Below are 18,644 nucleotides of genomic sequence, written 5' to 3' on the forward strand. Positions count from 1 at the left end.
ATATTATAATTTACAAAAATTAGCAAAATCTTATATAATGAAACCTAAAAATGGAAGTTTATGAAAATAGCCGTACTTTTATCTGGGGGAGTTGACAGCTCTGTTGCCCTTTATAGAATTATAAACAAAGGATATTCAAATATAAAATGCTACTATTTAAAAATTTGGGTTGAAGATGAACTATCTTATATTGGAAACTGCCCTTGGCAAGAAGATTTAAATTATGTTGAAGCTATATGCAACAAATTTAATGTACCGTATGAAATAATAAACTTTCAAAAAGAATATTATAACAAAGTAGTAAGCTATGCCATTGAAGAACTTAAAAATGGCAATACTCCAAGTCCAGATATTTTTTGTAATCAAAGAATAAAGTTTGGAGCATTTTTTGAGAAAATCAATAACCAATATGATTTGGTTGTAACAGGACACTACGCTAAAATACAAATAAAAGAAAGTAAATTTTTTTTAAAACAGGCAAAAGATAAAATTAAAGACCAAAGCTACTTTTTATCTCATCTCTCTCAAAAACAAATGTCAAAACTATACTTCCCTTTAGGTACATTACTTAAAAGCGAAGTAAGGCAAATAGCTAAAAGCATAAATTTACCCAACAAAGATAGAAAAGATAGTCAAGGTATTTGCTTTTTAGGAAAAATTAAATATAACGAATTTATCAAATACCATCTTGGAGAGAAAAAAGGGAATATAATTGAAAAAGAAACAGGAAAAATAATAGGAATTCACAATGGATATTGGTTTTTTACAGTGGGACAAAGAAGAGGAATAAAGCTTAGCAACGGGCCATGGTTTGTCATAGAAAAAGACCTAGAAAAAAATATTATATATATATCCCATAACGAGAATTATTTAAAACAAGCAAAACGCAAATTTTTAGTTCACGAAATACATTGGATAAACGACACACCTTCGAACTTTGAAAATTTCAAAATTAAAATAAGACACGGTGAAAAGAAATGCTCATGCAAATTAAAACTTATTACAAATAACTTAATGGAAATTTCTTTAAACAAAAAAGATAGTGGAATCTCTCCAGGACAATTTGCAATTTTTTACAAAAACACAGAATGCCTGGGAGGTGCTAAAATTTTAAAAATCATAGAATGATACGCTAAAAAAGTTAGAGAAGATTTAAAAACCTTCTCCTTACTTTTCGATCTTAAAGTAATCAACAGATTCTTTTAAATCTTTTACACTCTCTAACATCTTTTCAGACATTGCAGAAAGCTCTTCGCTACTTGAAGCTGTGGTCTGGACTAACTGACTAACCTGCTCTATTGCATTTTTAAATTGCTCTATTTGAACACTTTGCTTATAACTTTCATTAGAAATATTTTTTACAAGTCTGGCCGTTTGTTCCATACCAGGAACTATTTGTTCAAAATTTTCCCCAGCGCGACTTGCAACAGTTAAGCTTTTGTTTGCAATATCAATAATCTCTCTTGCTGATTCTTTGCTTTGATCTGCAAGCTTTCTAACCTCAGCAGCTACCACTTCAAAGCCCTTGCCTTTTTCTCCCACTCTTGCAGCCTCAATCGAGGCATTTAAAGCAAGCAAATTGGTTTGCCTTGTTATCTCATCAATAATTCCAATTTTTTCAGTAATTACAGTCATTGCCTCAATAGCTTTAACAACAGATTTATGCCCCTCTTTAGTTCTTTCATTGGTATTGACAGCAATTTTTTCAGTAGTAGACGCATTTTCAGTATTCTCAGAAACACCTTGTGATATTTGCTCAATATTTGCTGTCATTTGCTCTAAAGTAGAAGCCTGCTCAACAGCACCAGAACTCAAATTCTGGCTTGCATTTGCTATTTGAATCGCATTTTCATAAAGGTAATCTAGATTTTCAATAACTCCTTTTGCAACTGAAGAAAAATTGGTTCTCAATTGCTCAAGACCTTCGTACAAGCTATAAAGCTCTACAGTGTCCCATTTGCCAAAATTAATATCAGCAGTAAAATTACCAGAAGCAAGGCGCTCAGAATATTCCAGTATCTTATTCAAAGAAGAGCTTAACCTTTTCACAAGATAAAGAGTTGCAATAGCAAGCATAAGCAATGTAAATGCAAAACTAATTGCTAAGATTATAGTTGTAGCTCGTGACATGTAATAAAAATCATCTTCTGAAGTTCGCATTAAAAGAATAAATCTATTATTAGACAAGTTTAATAACACCTTTTGACTAATTCCCACATATTTTTTACTGCTATTAGGATCATAATAATAAACAGTTGAAATTTCTTTATTCTTTTGCAACAAATCCTCAGATGTTTTCTTAATAATATTGGAATAAGAAGCACTAATATCGGTCAAAACATCACCTGGCAATACCGTATGATGAACTAATAATCTACCCGTAGTATCATAAGCTAACGCACGGCCGCTAGAAAGTATTCCAAAATTAATTCCTCTAAAAGACCTATATATATAATCCATTGAATAGAAAAACATAAAATACCCAAAAATGTCACCGGTTTCAAAATCTCTTAATGGTATACCTATTAATATATAAGGAATCTGACCTTTTTTATTTTTTATCTTGGAAATATCTTTAACTAAAGACTCTTCAATAGACCCAGGATCTGCCAACATAACAAAAGAATTGTAAACAATACTTTGAGACTCTTTAAGCTTTGTAAAATATTCTCTATCCCCAATAGATTTGCCAAAATCACTATTATCCTTAATAGCCGTAGTAAAAACTATTTTACCCTCTTTGTTTGTAACCATCATATTACTACCAGTTTGAATAAGAATTTCAGATTGATCTGAAATAAAACTCAACCTTTTGGATTTAATTTTACTAGCCTCATTAAATTTTTCAGCAGAGTTGAAATACATGGAACTAACCCTAACCTTCTCTTCCATTGAAGAAATATAAAGGTTAAAAGAATTTTTAATGTTTCCAATAAGATTGATCATAAGATCAAACTGTTGATCTACCAATTTACTATTAATCAACATTCCAAAAATAAAAAACAGAATTGATATAAAGAATGCTATAAGAACAAGAACAAGTAGCAACATCCTAGCTTTCAGCTTCATACTAACCACCTCTTTCACAAAAAATAAATTCTAAAACTCCGAAAAATCATCATCAAAATTTAAATCCTTATCAGCAATATCGATAGCTTTTTTAGGATCAACTCGCTTATTAATAGTTCTTACAGAAGGCTCGCTCTCAATATCTAAAGAATAATTATTATGACCACCGCCATTTGAAGTAGAAATTCCATTGCTTTTCAAATTTTGATTTTCATCTTTATTAAAAGAATTTTCAGGACAATCCATTAACCTAAAGTCATAATCGTCTTCTTCCAGATTTTCAATCGTAGAATCTTTAATTTTGAAAAATAATACAGATTTTCTAAGCTCTTTAGACTTTTCTAACATTTTATCGGACATGCTAGAAAGTTGCTCACTACTTGAAGCTGAAGATTGAACAACTTCTCCAACCTGGTCTAAAGCCATTTTAAATTGAGCAATCTGATCACTTTGCTTAGAGCTACCTTCTGAAATCTTCTTAACAAGATTAGCCGTTTCCTCAATTTCGGGTAACATTTCTTTAAAAATCACCCCTGCTTCGGTCGCTACCCTAGAGTTATCTTCAACTAGCTCTCCAATCTCAAGAGCTGAAACTTTGCTCAAATCAGCCAACTTTCTAATCTCACTAGCCACAACAGCGAATCCTTTTCCCTCATCACCTGCTCTTGCAGCTTCAATAGCCGCATTCAAAGCAAGTAAATTGGTCTTTCTGGCTATTTCTTCAATAACACTAACTTTCTCTACAATATCTTGCATAGCAATAACAGATTCTTCTACGGCCTTACCGCCTATCTGAGAATTCTCATTCGTTTTTAAAGCTATTTGTTCTGTTTCATAAGAATTATTAGCGCTCATATTGACACCTGAGGCTATTTGTTCAACATTAGCTGACATTTCTTCAAGAGCAGATGCCTGCTGCAACGCACTAGAGCTTAAATTTTGACTTGAGCTAGCAACTTCTAAACTTGCCTTATTTACATAACTAATATTTCTCAAAACACTTGCAATCGCTACAGAAATAGCTTTTTTCATTTTCACAACCTGAAGACTCAACATTCCAAGCTCGTCAAAAAAATTATCATCATCATCAAGAGCATAATCTTTATTTAAATTCCCTTTAACCATATCTTGAACTAAAACTCTAATTGAGTTTAAACGAAAACTAATAATCTTATCTATTCTCATTAAAAGAACAAGGCTTAATACAATAACGCCTAAGACAGAATATAAGATATACTGAAATCTTAGACTAGATATTACTCCATAAATATCTTTATAGGGAAGCCTAGCAATAAGTATTCCACTCTTCTCTCCCAACTTACTACTTATAGGCAACAGTGCATAGTAACACTCTTCTCCCATTTCGGATAAAAATATTCTATCAATAGTGTAAACCGACACTTCGGTGGAAACATTTGATAAAAAAGGCGGCTTAGAAAAAACATCTTTAAGAACATTCAAAAATTTAGAACTAACTCTACTAGTTTCATTGTATTCTTCAAAAGGATTTACTGCTATATTATTAGGATCCACATAAATAAAATTGCCTCTTTTATAAAAACCAAATCTAAATCTATCAAAACTATCTGCTAAAATATCATTAAGCAGATATCCAGCCAAATACCCACAAACAAGTTTATCTTCTGGAGAGTATACAGGCACAATTATTGCAAAAGCCTTTTTTTCGCTTTGTCTAGACCTAATAGCAACTTCTGCAGATATTCCTTCAGAAAGATTTGAATACCAGCCTATAAATTTTAATTGGTCTTGCTTATAATCCTCAATAGCTTTTTTAAAATAATTAGTATTGGCCTCAGAATGACCAAAATCCATATTATTCTCATGTCTTGTGCTAACAATTATCCTCCCTTCAAAATCAAAAAAAGCGAATTCTTCAAAAAAGGTATCATTTTTAAGATTGGCCATAAAATTGTATAAATATTGTCGATATTTTTTACTTACCTTTACAGAATCAATAACAAATTTTGAATTTTTTCTTAAATCTATCAATTCAGACTCAGAAAAATCTTTTCCTCTATTCTCAGAAATTGCAAATTCTGATATGGTTTCGAGTGCCAAATTAGAAGCTGCACCATTGATTATGACATACAGAGTGTCTAAAAAAGATTGCGTAGAAAAAGCTGCTCTTCTTACTTGTGCCCTTGTAAGCTGTTTATAATAATCTTCTAAATAACCGCATAAAATAAAGTTAAAAATCATGGAAAAAAGCAATAGTATGAAAATTAAAAACAATAATAAAAATCCAACAAACCTGTATTTAAGCTTCAATAACATAATAAACTACCTCACAAATCATCTACTTATTTAATCAAACAAACTTAAGACCAAAGGGTATCAAGAAAAAACTTATAGCAAAAAATCAAAAACTCTTAAAAAATTAAAAGAATTTTCACAATATGAAAAACAGCTTATAAGCTATTATTGATTACTAATGCTTTTTATAAGGTGTTCCTAAGAACTTAGGCGCATAATTTCTTTTTGAAAAAAAGATAAGACTTAAAATAATAATTAAATATGGAGTAATAACTAACATTTTGGGAGGCATTATTAAAGACAAAAAGGGCAATTGAGTCAAAACAATTGACAAAGTTTTCACAAATGAAAACAAAAAACTACCCATTAAAACTCCCAAAGGCGTCCATTTTCCAAAAATTAACATTACAATAGCTATAAAACCCTGTCCTCCTGTAACCCCTTGAACATAGCTTGATGCAACCACTGTTGTAAGAACAGCGCCTGAAACCCCTGCTAAAAAACCACTCAAAAGAACACAAAAAAATCTAATTTTATTTACACTAACTCCAACAGACTCTAATACCTCTGGATTTTCACCACTAGCATTAATTCTAAGCCCAATTTTAGTGTATTTGAAAACAACATGAAATAAAACCACACTTAAGATTGCAATGTATACAGAATATCTCTTACCAAAAATTTGGAAGATAAAAGATGTTTTGTTTAAAATTCCATCAAAAAGTATCGGCAACTTTATTTCTATAGGTGGAGTTGAAATAGAAGAAAAAATCAAAGTACTTATAAAAACAGCAATAGCGGGTCCTAAAAAATTAAGTGCCATTCCAGTTATAATTTGATCTGATTTTAAAAAAATTGTAAAAACTGCGTGCAAAATAGCAAGCACAAGCCCCGCTAGCCCACCAGCAAAAATTGAAAACAACGGATCATTTGTAAAATATGCAACTGTAGCTCCTGAAAATGCTCCTATTGTCATTATTCCTTCAAGTCCAATATTAATAATTCCACTTTTCTCGCTTATAAGACCCCCAAGACCAGCTAAAATTAAGGTTTGAGAATTTATTAGAGTTTCACTAATCAAGAATATTATTACATTTGACACGCTTAACACCTTTTAAAACAATTTTATTTAAAAAATAGCTAGCAGAAATTACAAGAACAATTATTCCCATCATCAAAGATACAATTGAAGATGGAAGGCCCATTAAACTTTGAACCCTACTGCTTCCATAAATCAATATAGAAAAAAGAATACTGGAAAATATTATGCCAATTGGTGAATTGTTTCCCATAAGAGAAGCAGCTATCCCATTAAAACCAATTCCTTCCATATAAGAAAGTTTAAATATGGCTTTATTAACACCCATAAGTTGAATAGCACCTGCAAGACCTGCAACAGCTGCTGAGAGAAACATTGAAAAAATTAGCACAGCTTTTACATTAATACCCATACATCTTGAAGCTTCAATATTGCTTCCTGTGGCATTTATTTTAAATCCAATAATAGTTTTATTAAGCAAAAACCATATTAAAATAGCAAAAATTATACCTAAAATTATTCCAAAATGAAGAGGTGCTTTTAAAAGCTCATTAACAAAAGGATGAGAAGACCTATAAGCAAGACCTTCTGGAGAGAGCTTCCAAGAACCTAAAAAATCAATATACGCACTTTCTTTAATGGGCTTTGAAAAATCACTATTATCTCTTTTAATAAAACTAAAATCCAAAATTATATTATTTAAATGAAATAATATCCAATTAAACATTATTCCTGAAATCACTTCGCTAATATTGAATTTAGCTTTTAAATAGCCAGTTAAAATTCCTAAGCTACCTGACGCTAAAAAAGTAATAACAAAAACGGTAATTACATGTAAAATTGGAGGCAAATCAAGTAAAACTGATGCTATTAAAGCAACAATAGATCCTAGTATAAACTGACCTTCAACCCCAATATTAAAAAGACCTGCTTTTAAAGAAATGCCAATAGAAAGACCTGTAAAAATCAAAGGAGCCGCATAACTTAAAACATAACCTAAATGTTTGGGAGAAGAAAATATAATTTCCAATATTATAAAATACATTCTAAAAGGAGAATGACCAAGCCCCATCACCACTAGCCCAACAATTAAAAATCCAACAAATAGAGCAAATACACTAACAAATGCTGAAGAATTTAAAAACTTCAACATAAATTTACTAAATACGTTTTTACTAATTTTCATTTAGCTTAAACCTATCATCATTTTGCCAATAACATCAATATCAAAATTATCCTCTAAAATACCTACTATCTTTCCGCCATGCATTACAGCTATCCTGTCACAAACATTAACAAGCTCATCAAGTTCAAGAGAAACCAATAAAATAGATCTGCCTGCATCTCTTTGCTCTATTATTCTTTTGTAAATATTCTCAACAGCTCCAACATCAAGGCCTCTTGTAGGCTGAATAGCTAAAAGAATATCTGGCTCTAAACTAATCTCACGAGCAACAATAACTTTTTGCTGATTGCCCCCAGATAAATACTTTACCTTGTTTGAAATATCTCTTGGTCTAATATCAAAATAACTTACAAGTTGATTGCTCAATTTTTTTAAAATATTAAGATCAAACCCCACAAATTGTCTTTTAACCTTATCAAATTGCCTTTTAATAAAATTGAAAAAATTGAATTTTAAATCAAAATTACTCTTTGAATGAATTTTTTTTAATCTCAAATAATCAGGATTATCAAAGCTCTTAAGTCCAATATTTTGCATAACATTAAATTCTAAAATAAGACCGTGTTTTTGCCTGTCCGAAGGAATATTTCCAATTTTTTTATCTATTCTTTGTTTAATAGTTAAACCTTTTAAAGATTCTAAATTTCCTAAAGAATTTTTTTTAAAAATATCGCCCTTAAATATGCTTTTCAAACCCAAAATTGCATCAACTAAATCCTCCTGACCACTACCTTCAATACCTGATATCCCAAGAATTTCTCCATTTCTCAGATCAAGATTAACATCTTTAACTTTTAAAACTCCTCTTTCATCTTTAACACTTAAATTTTTTATTTCAAGGACATTAAAATGATTTTCAAATTTAATTTTAGATGAGCGAAGTGCAACTTCTTTTCCTATCATTAATTTTGTAAGATCTCTGTCATAAATATCAGCAATATTAACGGTTTTTACAACTTTCCCAAGACGCATAATTGTACATTTCTTTGCAATAGATCTAATTTCTTTTATTTTATGAGTAATAAGTATTACAGTGTGACCCTCTTGCGTGAGTACCTTTAAAATATTCATAAAATCATCAACTTCACTTGGAGCAAGCACCGCTGTAGGTTCATCAAAAATAATAATATCTGCATTTCGATAAAGAACTTTCAATATCTCTATTTTTTGTTCCATGCCAACACTTAAGTCTTCAACCCTTTTTTCTAAATCTATCTTTAAACCATACTTTTCAGAAAGAGAGCTTATCTTTTTTCTAGCTTGTTTGTAATCAAGAAAACCAAATTTTGAATTTTCATACCCTAAAATAATGTTTTGAACAGCAGTAAATTGCGGAATTAACATAAAATGCTGAAAAACCATTCCAATCCCATTTCGAATAGCTTCGCTTGAATCTTTAAAGCTTATTTCTTGACCTTTTAAAATAATTCGACCACTATTTACTTGATGAATCCCATAAATAGTTTTCATTAAGGTGGTCTTTCCAGCGCCATTTTCTCCAAGAATAGCATGAACTTCGCCTGCCTTAAATTTAATAGAAACATTATCATTGGCAACAAAATCACCATACCTTTTTGTAATATTTTCTAATACTAGTACGTCTTCTTCCATCAAGCTTTAACCCTAATAAATATCAAACACAAATGACTTACAACATTATATTCTAATGAAATATAATAAAGCTTAAAATTTATATTTTCAATAGCATTTTAAATTTTAATAAACAAAATAAATTATCTATAAAAATTAATTGCTAATAAATAAAAAATGCTTAAAATATAAAAACCTTAATAAAGAGAGAAAATTAATGTTAAAATAAAAGAATAAATAAACTATTATAAAAGAGAGTACTATGAAAATCAAAGCCTGCATTTTTGATATGGATGGAACCCTGGTAAATAGCATCATGGATATTGCATTCTCAATGAATTCTGCTCTTTCAAACTTAGGATATAATCAAATAGAACTAAGCAAATTCAATGCTCTTGTTGGCAGAGGATTTAACAAGTTTGTAATAGACACTCTAAAGCTATTATCTCTTGAACATAATAATCCTAATTTACAAGAAAAACTTTACAAAGAATTTGTAAAAGAATACAATAAAAACCTTTCATCCCAAACACAACCATACGAAAACATAAAAACCCTTCTAGAAACTATGAATAAACTTAACATTCCAATTGGAATTTTAAGCAATAAGAACCACGAAGAATTAATAAATTTGGTAAAAAATATTTTTGGAAATATATTTTTTTTTGAAATCAGAGGTTATTCAAAAAAATTTCCACCAAAGCCAGATCCTGAGAATGCCCTTGATATGATATTAGAATTAAATGTCCGAAAAGAAGAAATTGCATATATTGGAGACAGCGATGTGGACATGCTAACTGCACTAAACGCTGGATTTATGCCAATAGGAGTTTCTTGGGGATTTAGAAGTGTTCAAGAATTAAAAGAAAGTGGAGCAAAACACATAATACACAATCCACTTGAACTATTGGACCTAATAAAATGAATATAAAACCATATTTTCCTTATCTATATCATTATCTATTCAATCATGAAAGCATAAAAAGTTTATCTGCTATAGAAAAAGAAATTGAAATGCTCAACTATTTAAAAGAAAACAAAAAAACTATTGCTACATTCATAAAAAATGATTTTGAATCAGAACTAAAAGACCTAATTCAATACGTCAAAGATAAAACAGATATAATGATTACACCCTTTGTTTTGTCTGGCATTGAAGCTATTGATTTTAGCATTGTAAAGCCTCTTTTTAGCAAAGAATTGACAAAAAATGACTTAAATTTGATATTTAACTTTGTCAAAGTTAACTCGTCTTTAAGAAAAGAATTCTTTTATAATTTTAATACTATAAGCAACGGATACATTACTTTTTATATAAACAAACTATTTGAAGGAAAAAACTCTTATACAATATACTTAATACAAAAGGAAAATAAAGCTCTTTATTCATCAGACATCATAAAAAATTATATAAAGATACTACTTCTCTTAAAAGTATTGGTAATTAAGTACTGCTTTGAAAAAGGAATAGAGCTTACTACTAAAAATATTGAATCGACCTCAAAAGCAATAAGCAATGATACCGATTTTCTAGACGAAAAGACAGCCAAAATTATAATTGAAAGCTTTTTCAAATATGAGACTTTACAAACAATGTCTCCAATTTCAACATTAATTGCTATTTTTTCAGCCAGAGCAAGAACTCCAAAATATAAAAACAATCCTGTTAAAGGTTTTATTGGGTATGATGAAAGTTGGTTTTCAATAAAACAGTCGGGCTCTAAAGAATATGATTCAAGAATAATTAAAGAATTATTAGAAATAGCCAAGGGAAATAAATGGTAAAAAAATTTTCAATTTTCTTAAAAGCAATAATAATTTTTTCAATATTTGAACTTTTAATCGAGGAACTCTCAATAATTCTTTTTTTACCATACAAAATACGATTTGCACTAATATTTCTTGGTTTTCTGTTCGATGCAATTTTTATTTTCATTTTTTTATACAAAATAACCAAAGCTTACCTTTCTCAAAGATTAGAAATCTACGTCAGAAACAATCTATTTTTCGATATAATTCACTGCCTTATTCCTTTAGCGTTTTATAGCTCATATCAGCTTAAAAACATAATTGTCGCTCATGAAACAATACTAAATCCAATAATGCTATCACTTTTCAAGTTGAGATTTTTAAGACTTCTTAGGTTTAACGATCTAATAATAGAAATATATTACAATTCAAAAGAAAAGAACCTAATACTAATAGCATTTGCTAGGACATTTTCAATGAGCTTATTAATACCATTTACATTTTTTATAATAATATCAAGCTCAAAAATTGTAAATTCAATACCAGAAAAACAAGAATTTAATATTATTAAAAATATATCAATAATAAATGAAAAAGCTTACATTAAAGAAAAATATCCCTTCATCTTAATAATCAAGGAAAAAGATGACATAATATACTCAAAATCGGACGAAATATTTGTTTACTACAGTCCTAGTGAATACAGAGTAATAGAAATAGAGAAAACAAAATTTTATATAGATAAATATTTGCAAAGAAAAAGCGATTCTATTCTTGGAATTTTTCTATTTACATTGTTTGCATCATTTACTATTTTTTTAATGAATTTTTATAAATTTTTTAAAGCAAGCTTTTTAAATCCTATTATTTTAATGACAAAAATTTTACAAGACCCATTAGAATATCGAAAAATTCAAATTCCTTTTACTTTAAGCGAAGAAAAAGTATATGAACTTGCAAAATCATTTAACAATCTTTTGCTAAAAGAAAAACTAAACGCAAAGCGAAAAAGCAAAATACCTTTAGAAATTGAAAAAGTAAAAAAAATAATTAATAAAAACCAGGAAATAAAATGAAAATTCAAATAATTATAGCACTACTTACATTGTTAAATTTTCCACTTAATGCTAGGCTTTTGGACATCTCAATTGAAAAAAGAGCAGATGAAGAAATAAAAAAATATTCGTCTCACAATTTAATTTTAGAAAAAGAATACTATACCAATTTTCCAACAAGCGAAATAGAAAAAAATATTTATAAACTAACAGAACATTTTGTAAAAAGCATAACACTCAATAAAACTAACTATAGCTTATTAAATTCAAGCTACAAAGAAGCAAATAAATATCTAATTCAAAGCGAAATTATTGATAAAAAATTTTTAAAATATAAAATATTTAAAATTAAAAATATAAATGGGATTTTTAAAAGCTATTCACTAATATACACAAAAAAAGGATTTTACAAATTAGAGCTTTACATAGAAAATAATACAGAGCCTCTTAAAATATTTAACCTTAACATTACTTATTTTTTAAAGAATTCAAATAAAACAAGCAATGAAATGATTTTTTTCCCAAAGGAATGAAAATAATAAAATTAAAGCTTGAACTTTTTTTATAAATAATTTATTTAACAAATACAGACATTACTCTTTGAAGAACCTTTGCTCTATCTAATGGCTTAACAATAAATGTTTTTGCTCCTTTTATTAAGCAATCCTTAACTAATTGTTCTTTGCCTAAAGCAGATATCATTATCACTTTAGCATTTTTATCAAATTCCATAATATTAGAAAGACAAGTTATTCCATCCATTTTGGGCATAGTAATATCAAGAGTAACAATATCAATATTAGGGTAATGATTCTTGTATTTTATCACAGCCTCCTCTCCATCAGCTGCCGTATCAATAATATTAAAACCTTCTGATGTAAAAATTTGAGTAAGCTGCTTTACGGTAAAAACAGAGTCATCAACAATTAAAACATTAAAAGGAATGCCTGTATCATAATTGATTCCTCTAGGCTTAGATGAAGAATCTGCAGCAATTGTAGTCTTTTGGATCATATTAACCTCTCTTTTCTAATAAAAAGAATTTTTTTCATATCAAACCCTCTCTCTTATTGCAATATTAACTTCTATAATTTTACCATCAGGCAAAGAAAAAGGAACAATTAAGGCCTCAGAACCTTTATTGCTTATTTTCATATTTTCTCCATAAATAAAGGCTGGAGGGGTTATATCAAATACAAAACCTTTGGCATGCAAAGTAGTAACAAAATTTCCAGCAATAATGTTGCCAACCTCAGTTAGAGTTGCGGCAACCATCTCTTTTGTTTCCTCATCATCAAAATCATCATACTCTTCAAAATTTAATTTAGAAGCAACAAAAAGAGCTGTTTCTATATCCATATCAATAATTATACTACCTTCAACAGACCCAGCAAGTCCTACTATCACAGAAACACCTTTTATCTTTTGATTTATCGACTTAAGCCCGGGTTTACCCATTTCTATATTCTCAACAAGCAACATATCTCTTAAAACCGAAGAAGCAGCATCCAAAAATGGCTCTATATAATCTATTCTCATTAATTTCTCCTTTAGACTTTCCTGTACAAGTTAAAATATTTTGTGGATTTCTCTTTTATAAAAACATCATTATTTTTAAGCTCTTCGTTATCTCCCAAAACCAAAAGAGCCCCTTTAATAGCTTTGGAAGCAATGATATTTAAAATTAAAATCTGATCTTTACTATCCAAGAAACATAAAACATCTTTTAAAAAAACCATTCCCAAATTATCAGGCAAATCTGAAAAAAGAGCATCGGAATATTCAAACAAAATATTACTTAGAATTTCTGACTTAAATTTATAAACTCCGGGACTTTGTTCAAAAGAGTTCCTACGATAAATTTCACTAGTGCTAATTTCTGACTCTGAAAATATCAACCTAGAAGTTTCGACAACTTTTGATAAATCATTATCAATAGCTGTCAACTTAAAAGGCTTTGCATAATATTCAGACAAAGCATTAGCTAAAGCCATAGCCTCCTTTCCACTACCACAACCAATTTCCAATACATTGAAAATAGAATTTAAGTTATTCATAAAATTTAAGCGACTCTTAACAATTTCATTTTTAAATTCTTCCAAACAATCAGCTCCCCACAAATTTCCCGATGATTTTGAATAAAATTCATTTAAAAAACTATCGTAAGGCAAGTAATCAGCATCAACCATATTAAATTTTACTCCAACTTTTTCCAAAAACACATCATTTACCAAAGAAGCATTAAACGAATATTTCAAAAGATTTTTTTTAATATTTTCCAAATTAAAAGTCGCAGCATTGTTTAGAGTTGAATTTTCATTGCTAACATCATTTTTTGAAGACCCCTCATTGGAAAAATCGCTCTTACAATTTTCTAGCATATCTAAATTATCACAATCGCTTACAAAGTCGCTTTTTTCAACAAAATTTTGACCAGGTTTTAATAACTTTTCTTCTTCGCCATAATTAAAAATTTTAAAAACATTAAGAAGTATATAAAGCTTTTCGTTATAATCTACAACACCTTTTATATAGTTTATTAAAGAATCCTGAGATAAAACTGGGTGTGGATCTTGAATAAGGCTAGAATCTATTGAAAAAACATTATTAATTTTATCAACAATTACCCCTATAAGAAGGTCTTCGTTTTTTAAAACCATAATATCTTCAAGATCTTTTTTATTAAATTCTAAATTAAACATTATTCTAAGATCTATAATGGGAATTATTTCACCCCGTAAATTATCAAGCCCAGCTACATACTTTTTAGCATTTGGGACATAAGTAAAATTACTAGATTTTCTAATTTCTTTAACCTGCATAATGTCTACTAAATAATGATCTGATCCAAGCTCAAAAGAAACAACTTTAAAATCAAAATTGGTCAATTTAGAATTACAATTTTTATCATCTAAAATTTTGTGTCCAAAATAAATTTCTTTTATCTGCACAAGAGATTCACTCCTTAGTATCCTTTTGTAAATCAAAAAGTTTAAAAACATCAATTATCAATACAACCTTACCATTGCCAAGCGTAGTAGCTCCAACTATACCCGCGCTTGATGAAAATTTATCCTTAATAGGCTTTACTACAAAATCTTCCTCACCAAGAATAGAGTCTACAACAATTGCTGTCTTCATGTTGCTAGTATTAACAACTATTAAAAATTTTTCTATTAATGAATCATCTCTTGTTATGTTAAAAAGTTTATCAAGCCTGAGAACAGAAATGACTTCATCTCTTAAATTATAAACTTCATGATAATTTTCAAGCAATTTTATATCATGCTCAGTTATTCTATGAGTTTCAAGAACATTATTTAAAGGAATAACATAAGTTTCAGACCCCGACTTTACTAAAAGCCCTTGTATAATCACTAAAGTCAATGGTAGTTTAATTTTAAAAATTGTTCCAAGGCCAATTTCTGATTCCACTAAAATAGTTCCATTAAGCTTTTCAATGCTTTTTTTCACAACGTCAAGACCAACTCCTCTACCTGAAAGGTCTGTCACTTGAACTGCCGTTGAAAACCCAGGAGCAAAAATTAAGTTAATAAGTTCAAAATCAGAGTAAATTGCATCTTCTTTTATTGTTCCCTTTTCAATTAATTTGCGCCTAATGACCTTTGGATCTATACCAATACCATCATCCTCAATCTCAATTGATATTACATTACCCTCATTCTTAGCACGCAAAATTATAGTACCTGCTTTGCTCTTTCCCTTTTTAACTCTCTCTTCAACTGTTTCAAGGCCATGATCCATTGAATTTCTAACACAATGCATCAAAGGATCTACAAGGTCATCTATAACAGACTTGTCAAGCTCAGTTTCTTCACCTTCCATTTTAAGATTTACAATCTTATTTAATTTCTTTGAAAGATCTCTGACAACTCTTGTAAACCTTGAAAATATATTAGATATTGGCAACATTCTAGTTTTTAAAACGCTCTCATGCAAATCTGTAATTATTCTTGACAGTCGCCCAGAGGTCATTTTAAAATTTTGAAGAAGCCTGAAAAAAGAATTTCTCAATTCAGATATATCATTAAGGGTTTTTTCCATTTTAAAACTCATCAAAGAATTAATATGTGATTCAATCTCATCTTCTAATATTAAGCCTGCATCTTTGAAAACTATCTTTAAATCAATTAAAAAGTTTCTCTGAAAACTTTCTTGATAATCATAAAAATAATTAAAATTATAAAATAACGCAATCATTTCTGAATTTATTTGATTATAAGATGATTTACTTATCACAGCCTCACTGACAAGATTTAATATATAATCTATTTTTTTACTATCTATTCTAATTAAATTAACACTAATTGGACTATTTTTCTTAATATTTTTATTTTCCTTAAAAGGTGTTTCATCGTTTTCTTTTAGCCTTACATTCTTCAAAGATTCTAAATTAACATTTTTGATTTCAAAATGACTAACAACATCTGGTAAATTAATCTTTTTAGCAATACTCTCTTCGCCGGTATTTGATATTAAATAATATATTACAAAATCAAAAAACTTATCTGCCAATAATTCGCTAGAATCTGGAAGAGACTTGAAAATCTTGCCAAGACTTTTTAATGCTTGAAGCATTTGAAGCCCACTAATAGTAGCCATAGGATTGTCTTTTACAAAATCCAGCCTAACTTTAAATAACTTTTGATTTTCAACCTCAAGCAATAAATCAGAAATCTCATCCTCTGTAAAATCAAAATTATCATTTAAAACAAAATTGGAATCTGAATCAATATCTTTAATCTCTTTATCTGCTAGCCTTTTTAATTCTTTTTTTACGTTAAATTCATCAACCAAATAACTTTCAATTAAACTTGAAGAATCTAAACTTTTTTTCACGCCCTCTATATCTGAATATATCAAATAATAATCAACTCTTTTTAAAAATTTATCTTCTATGATTTGCTCATATTTAGGAATTGTATGAAGTACAGATCCTAAATTTTTTAAAATATTAAATATTTTTAATCCACCATTTTCAACTTCAGAATCATTATTTTCATTAAAAACAACGCTAACCCTTAAAACCTTTTGTCCGATTCCTAGTCCTTCTCTTATCTCCTCAAGATCTGATTCTGAAAGACAAAAATTATTTTTAGTTGAATTTTCGTCAAATCTCTTAATAGAAGCCTGATCATCAATTACTAAAAATTGCTTTAATTTGCTTTTAAGATCACTTATGTCATTCAAATAAACCTTGCCATCAAGACGAAGCGCAAGCATTTCCTTAATAACATCTAATGAGCTTAAAAGCAGATCAACAAGATCATTGCTTATATTTACCCTACCATCTCTAATAGCATCAAAAACATCTTCAACAATATGGGTAAAATCAGATAGCTCCATCATATCAAGAGAAGCAGAGCTTCCTTTTAAAGTATGAGCTGCTCTGAATATTTCATCAATAGTATCAGAATTATTAGGATCATCCTCTAATGACATAATATTCTCTTCAAGGATATCTACAAGATTTTGAGCCTCTTCAAAAAAAACTCCTAAAAGCTCTTCATTTTCCAAATCTAATATTTCCATACTATTTCCTATTATCTTATATATGTAAAGCCAACCTTTTAGGCAGCTTTACATATTAATTTAAACCTAATTTTTAGGAGATGATTCTTCGGGTTTTTCACTCTCAACCTTTTCTACAAAGTTTTGGAAAGAGCCTTCGGGCATAGAAATTTTTTCTCGAAGCTTTAAAACTCTTTTAAAAGTTTCGTGTGCCTTTAATTTACGAAGGGATTCAGTTCCACTAGTCTCATAAACTTTAAATACAGACTCACTGTCAATATCAGAATCTATTGAAACACTCAACTTATCATAAAGAACTCTTAAGTCTTTAACATAAAAGATAAAATTTTGCTCTTTTGAACTATGTGCCTTTGAAACTCTAAAAGCCTTAAATCTCATTTTACTTGAAGCAAGAGGATAATTTGGAACATCGTCTTTAATTATTCTAGATGATATATTAGGAATATAGTTAGGATTTGACCAAATTAAATCAGCCCACCCTTTAAACTTTAAAGTACCCATGGAATAAGCATATTCCATGCCATTCATATCTTCAAATAAAACCTCAAGATCTATCTCATATCCTAAACTATAAACAGATACCTTAATTTCTTTCATGGTTTTAATGTTATCAATAAGACCTTTGCCTAAAAATTGATTTCCACTTTCCCCTGAATAAAAAGGAATTTTAAATGGAGGCATAATCATAGCAGATGATTGAGAATAACTTGGAAATAAAACTCTTACTCCTAAAATAGTATCACCTGCATACCTTTTTGACTCGCTCTTAACAACAGCAGGTGCAACAACTGAATTTTTAACGTAGGCCTGCAACCTTGCAGAAGGAGTAAGCAAAACACTCCAATTATTTATCCCAAGATCCACAACCATATCTTCCGGCTTAACAATACCAGAAGCGCCCGAATATACATAATCAACATAATTTGTAAGATCAAGTCTAGTTGAACTTGGATCTCTTGCAAGCTCGGCAAAATCTAAAACTAATTCTCCGGGCTCTGACCTTTTAGAACCCTCTGCTAATCCATCAGTCTCTTGAGCAAAAAGAACGGTGGATAATAAAAAAAATAAAATACATTTAGCTTTCCTTTTCATGTAAACCAACTCCTTATATATAAATCTTTTATAAAAT

The 18,644-nt window shown here is 29.2% G+C and carries 15 protein-coding genes; 5 read left to right on the forward strand and 10 right to left on the reverse strand.

The window, feature by feature from the left end; all coding sequences use genetic code 11:
• The first annotated feature begins 60 nt into the window (after positions 1 to 60).
• Positions 61 to 1,128, forward strand: a complete 1,068-nt coding sequence (mnmA, locus tag HNQ06_RS00845; RefSeq protein ID WP_184106992.1) for a tRNA 2-thiouridine(34) synthase MnmA — start codon at positions 61 to 63, stop codon at positions 1,126 to 1,128.
• 39 nt (positions 1,129 to 1,167) lie between these two features.
• Here mnmA and HNQ06_RS00850 read toward each other — a convergent pair whose 3' ends face one another.
• From HNQ06_RS00850 to HNQ06_RS00870, 5 genes are all read right to left on the reverse strand, one after another.
• Positions 1,168 to 3,069: a methyl-accepting chemotaxis protein gene (locus HNQ06_RS00850; protein ID WP_184106994.1), complete on the reverse strand. Its 1,902-nt coding sequence runs from the start codon at positions 3,067 to 3,069 to the stop codon at positions 1,168 to 1,170.
• A gap of 30 nt (positions 3,070 to 3,099) precedes the next feature.
• Positions 3,100 to 5,364 (reverse strand): methyl-accepting chemotaxis protein, encoded by a 2,265-nt coding sequence (locus HNQ06_RS00855; protein WP_184106996.1) that lies wholly within the window; start codon positions 5,362 to 5,364, stop codon positions 3,100 to 3,102.
• Positions 5,365 to 5,518: 154 nt separating this feature from the next.
• Positions 5,519 to 6,445, reverse strand: coding sequence for an ABC transporter permease (locus HNQ06_RS00860; RefSeq protein ID WP_184106998.1), 927 nt, complete (start codon positions 6,443 to 6,445; stop codon positions 5,519 to 5,521).
• Positions 6,417 to 7,568: an ABC transporter permease gene (locus HNQ06_RS00865; protein WP_184107000.1), complete on the reverse strand. Its 1,152-nt coding sequence runs from the start codon at positions 7,566 to 7,568 to the stop codon at positions 6,417 to 6,419. Before HNQ06_RS00865 ends, HNQ06_RS00860 begins: the two co-directional genes overlap by 29 nt.
• On the reverse strand, positions 7,569 to 9,179 hold the full coding sequence (locus HNQ06_RS00870; protein ID WP_184107002.1) for an ABC transporter ATP-binding protein: 1,611 nt from the start codon (positions 9,177 to 9,179) through the stop codon (positions 7,569 to 7,571).
• Between the two features lie 241 nt (positions 9,180 to 9,420).
• Between HNQ06_RS00870 and HNQ06_RS00875 the strand changes: the two genes are divergently transcribed.
• From HNQ06_RS00875 to HNQ06_RS00890, 4 genes are read left to right on the forward strand one after another with little or no spacing between them, the layout of a single operon-like run.
• Positions 9,421 to 10,083 (forward strand): HAD family hydrolase, encoded by a 663-nt coding sequence (locus HNQ06_RS00875; RefSeq protein WP_184107004.1) that lies wholly within the window; start codon positions 9,421 to 9,423, stop codon positions 10,081 to 10,083.
• Complete coding sequence (locus HNQ06_RS00880) at positions 10,080 to 10,943, forward strand: hypothetical protein (protein ID WP_184107006.1); 864 nt, start codon at positions 10,080 to 10,082, stop codon at positions 10,941 to 10,943. The genes HNQ06_RS00875 and HNQ06_RS00880 overlap by 4 nt, the downstream gene beginning before the upstream one ends.
• Entirely contained in the window at positions 10,937 to 11,983 is a 1,047-nt protein-coding gene (locus HNQ06_RS00885; protein ID WP_184107008.1) for a hypothetical protein, read from the forward strand. Before HNQ06_RS00880 ends, HNQ06_RS00885 begins: the two co-directional genes overlap by 7 nt.
• Positions 11,980 to 12,495: a hypothetical protein gene (locus HNQ06_RS00890; protein ID WP_184107010.1), complete on the forward strand. Its 516-nt coding sequence runs from the start codon at positions 11,980 to 11,982 to the stop codon at positions 12,493 to 12,495. The genes HNQ06_RS00885 and HNQ06_RS00890 overlap by 4 nt, the downstream gene beginning before the upstream one ends.
• Before the next feature lie 40 nt (positions 12,496 to 12,535).
• On the opposite strand, the gene HNQ06_RS00895 is transcribed toward HNQ06_RS00890, so the two are convergent.
• The 5 genes from HNQ06_RS00895 to flaA all read right to left on the reverse strand — a co-directional run bounded on the left by HNQ06_RS00895 (position 12,536) and on the right by flaA (position 18,607).
• Complete coding sequence (locus HNQ06_RS00895) at positions 12,536 to 12,976, reverse strand: response regulator (protein ID WP_008882238.1); 441 nt, start codon at positions 12,974 to 12,976, stop codon at positions 12,536 to 12,538.
• 39 nt (positions 12,977 to 13,015) lie between these two features.
• Positions 13,016 to 13,501 carry a chemotaxis protein CheX gene (locus HNQ06_RS00900; RefSeq protein ID WP_002557258.1) on the reverse strand — a complete coding sequence of 162 codons (486 nt, stop codon included), beginning with the start codon at positions 13,499 to 13,501 and terminating at the stop codon, positions 13,016 to 13,018.
• 11 nt (positions 13,502 to 13,512) lie between these two features.
• Positions 13,513 to 14,913, reverse strand: a complete 1,401-nt coding sequence (locus tag HNQ06_RS00905) for a CheR family methyltransferase (RefSeq protein ID WP_184107012.1) — start codon at positions 14,911 to 14,913, stop codon at positions 13,513 to 13,515.
• 7 nt (positions 14,914 to 14,920) lie between these two features.
• A complete protein-coding gene (locus HNQ06_RS00910; protein ID WP_184107014.1) occupies positions 14,921 to 17,515 on the reverse strand; it encodes a chemotaxis protein CheA in 2,595 nt (864 codons plus the stop codon).
• 66 nt (positions 17,516 to 17,581) lie between these two features.
• Entirely contained in the window at positions 17,582 to 18,607 is a 1,026-nt protein-coding gene (gene flaA / locus HNQ06_RS00915) for a flagellar filament outer layer protein FlaA (RefSeq protein ID WP_184107016.1), read from the reverse strand.
• Positions 18,608 to 18,644 lie beyond the last annotated feature (37 nt).

This window comes from Borreliella lanei (genome assembly GCF_014205895.1).
Lineage (GTDB): Bacteria > Spirochaetota > Spirochaetia > Borreliales > Borreliaceae > Borreliella > Borreliella lanei.

Excerpts from the sequence above, each read along its gene's own strand:
- mnmA (WP_184106992.1), top strand. The coding sequence starts at position 61 with ATGAAAATAGCCGTACTTTTATCTGGGGGAGTTGACAGCTCTGTTGCC.
- HNQ06_RS00850 (WP_184106994.1), bottom strand. The coding sequence starts at position 3,069 with ATGAAGCTGAAAGCTAGGATGTTGCTACTTGTTCTTGTTCTTATAGCA.
- HNQ06_RS00855 (WP_184106996.1), bottom strand. The coding sequence starts at position 5,364 with ATGTTATTGAAGCTTAAATACAGGTTTGTTGGATTTTTATTATTGTTT.
- HNQ06_RS00865 (WP_184107000.1), bottom strand. The coding sequence starts at position 7,568 with ATGAAAATTAGTAAAAACGTATTTAGTAAATTTATGTTGAAGTTTTTA.
- HNQ06_RS00870 (WP_184107002.1), bottom strand. The coding sequence starts at position 9,179 with ATGGAAGAAGACGTACTAGTATTAGAAAATATTACAAAAAGGTATGGT.
- HNQ06_RS00875 (WP_184107004.1), top strand. The coding sequence starts at position 9,421 with ATGAAAATCAAAGCCTGCATTTTTGATATGGATGGAACCCTGGTAAAT.
- HNQ06_RS00880 (WP_184107006.1), top strand. The coding sequence starts at position 10,080 with ATGAATATAAAACCATATTTTCCTTATCTATATCATTATCTATTCAAT.
- HNQ06_RS00885 (WP_184107008.1), top strand. The coding sequence starts at position 10,937 with ATGGTAAAAAAATTTTCAATTTTCTTAAAAGCAATAATAATTTTTTCA.
- HNQ06_RS00890 (WP_184107010.1), top strand. The coding sequence starts at position 11,980 with ATGAAAATTCAAATAATTATAGCACTACTTACATTGTTAAATTTTCCA.
- HNQ06_RS00895 (WP_008882238.1), bottom strand. The coding sequence starts at position 12,976 with ATGATCCAAAAGACTACAATTGCTGCAGATTCTTCATCTAAGCCTAGA.
- HNQ06_RS00900 (WP_002557258.1), bottom strand. The coding sequence starts at position 13,501 with ATGAGAATAGATTATATAGAGCCATTTTTGGATGCTGCTTCTTCGGTT.
- HNQ06_RS00910 (WP_184107014.1), bottom strand. The coding sequence starts at position 17,515 with ATGGAAATATTAGATTTGGAAAATGAAGAGCTTTTAGGAGTTTTTTTT.
- flaA (WP_184107016.1), bottom strand. The coding sequence starts at position 18,607 with ATGAAAAGGAAAGCTAAATGTATTTTATTTTTTTTATTATCCACCGTT.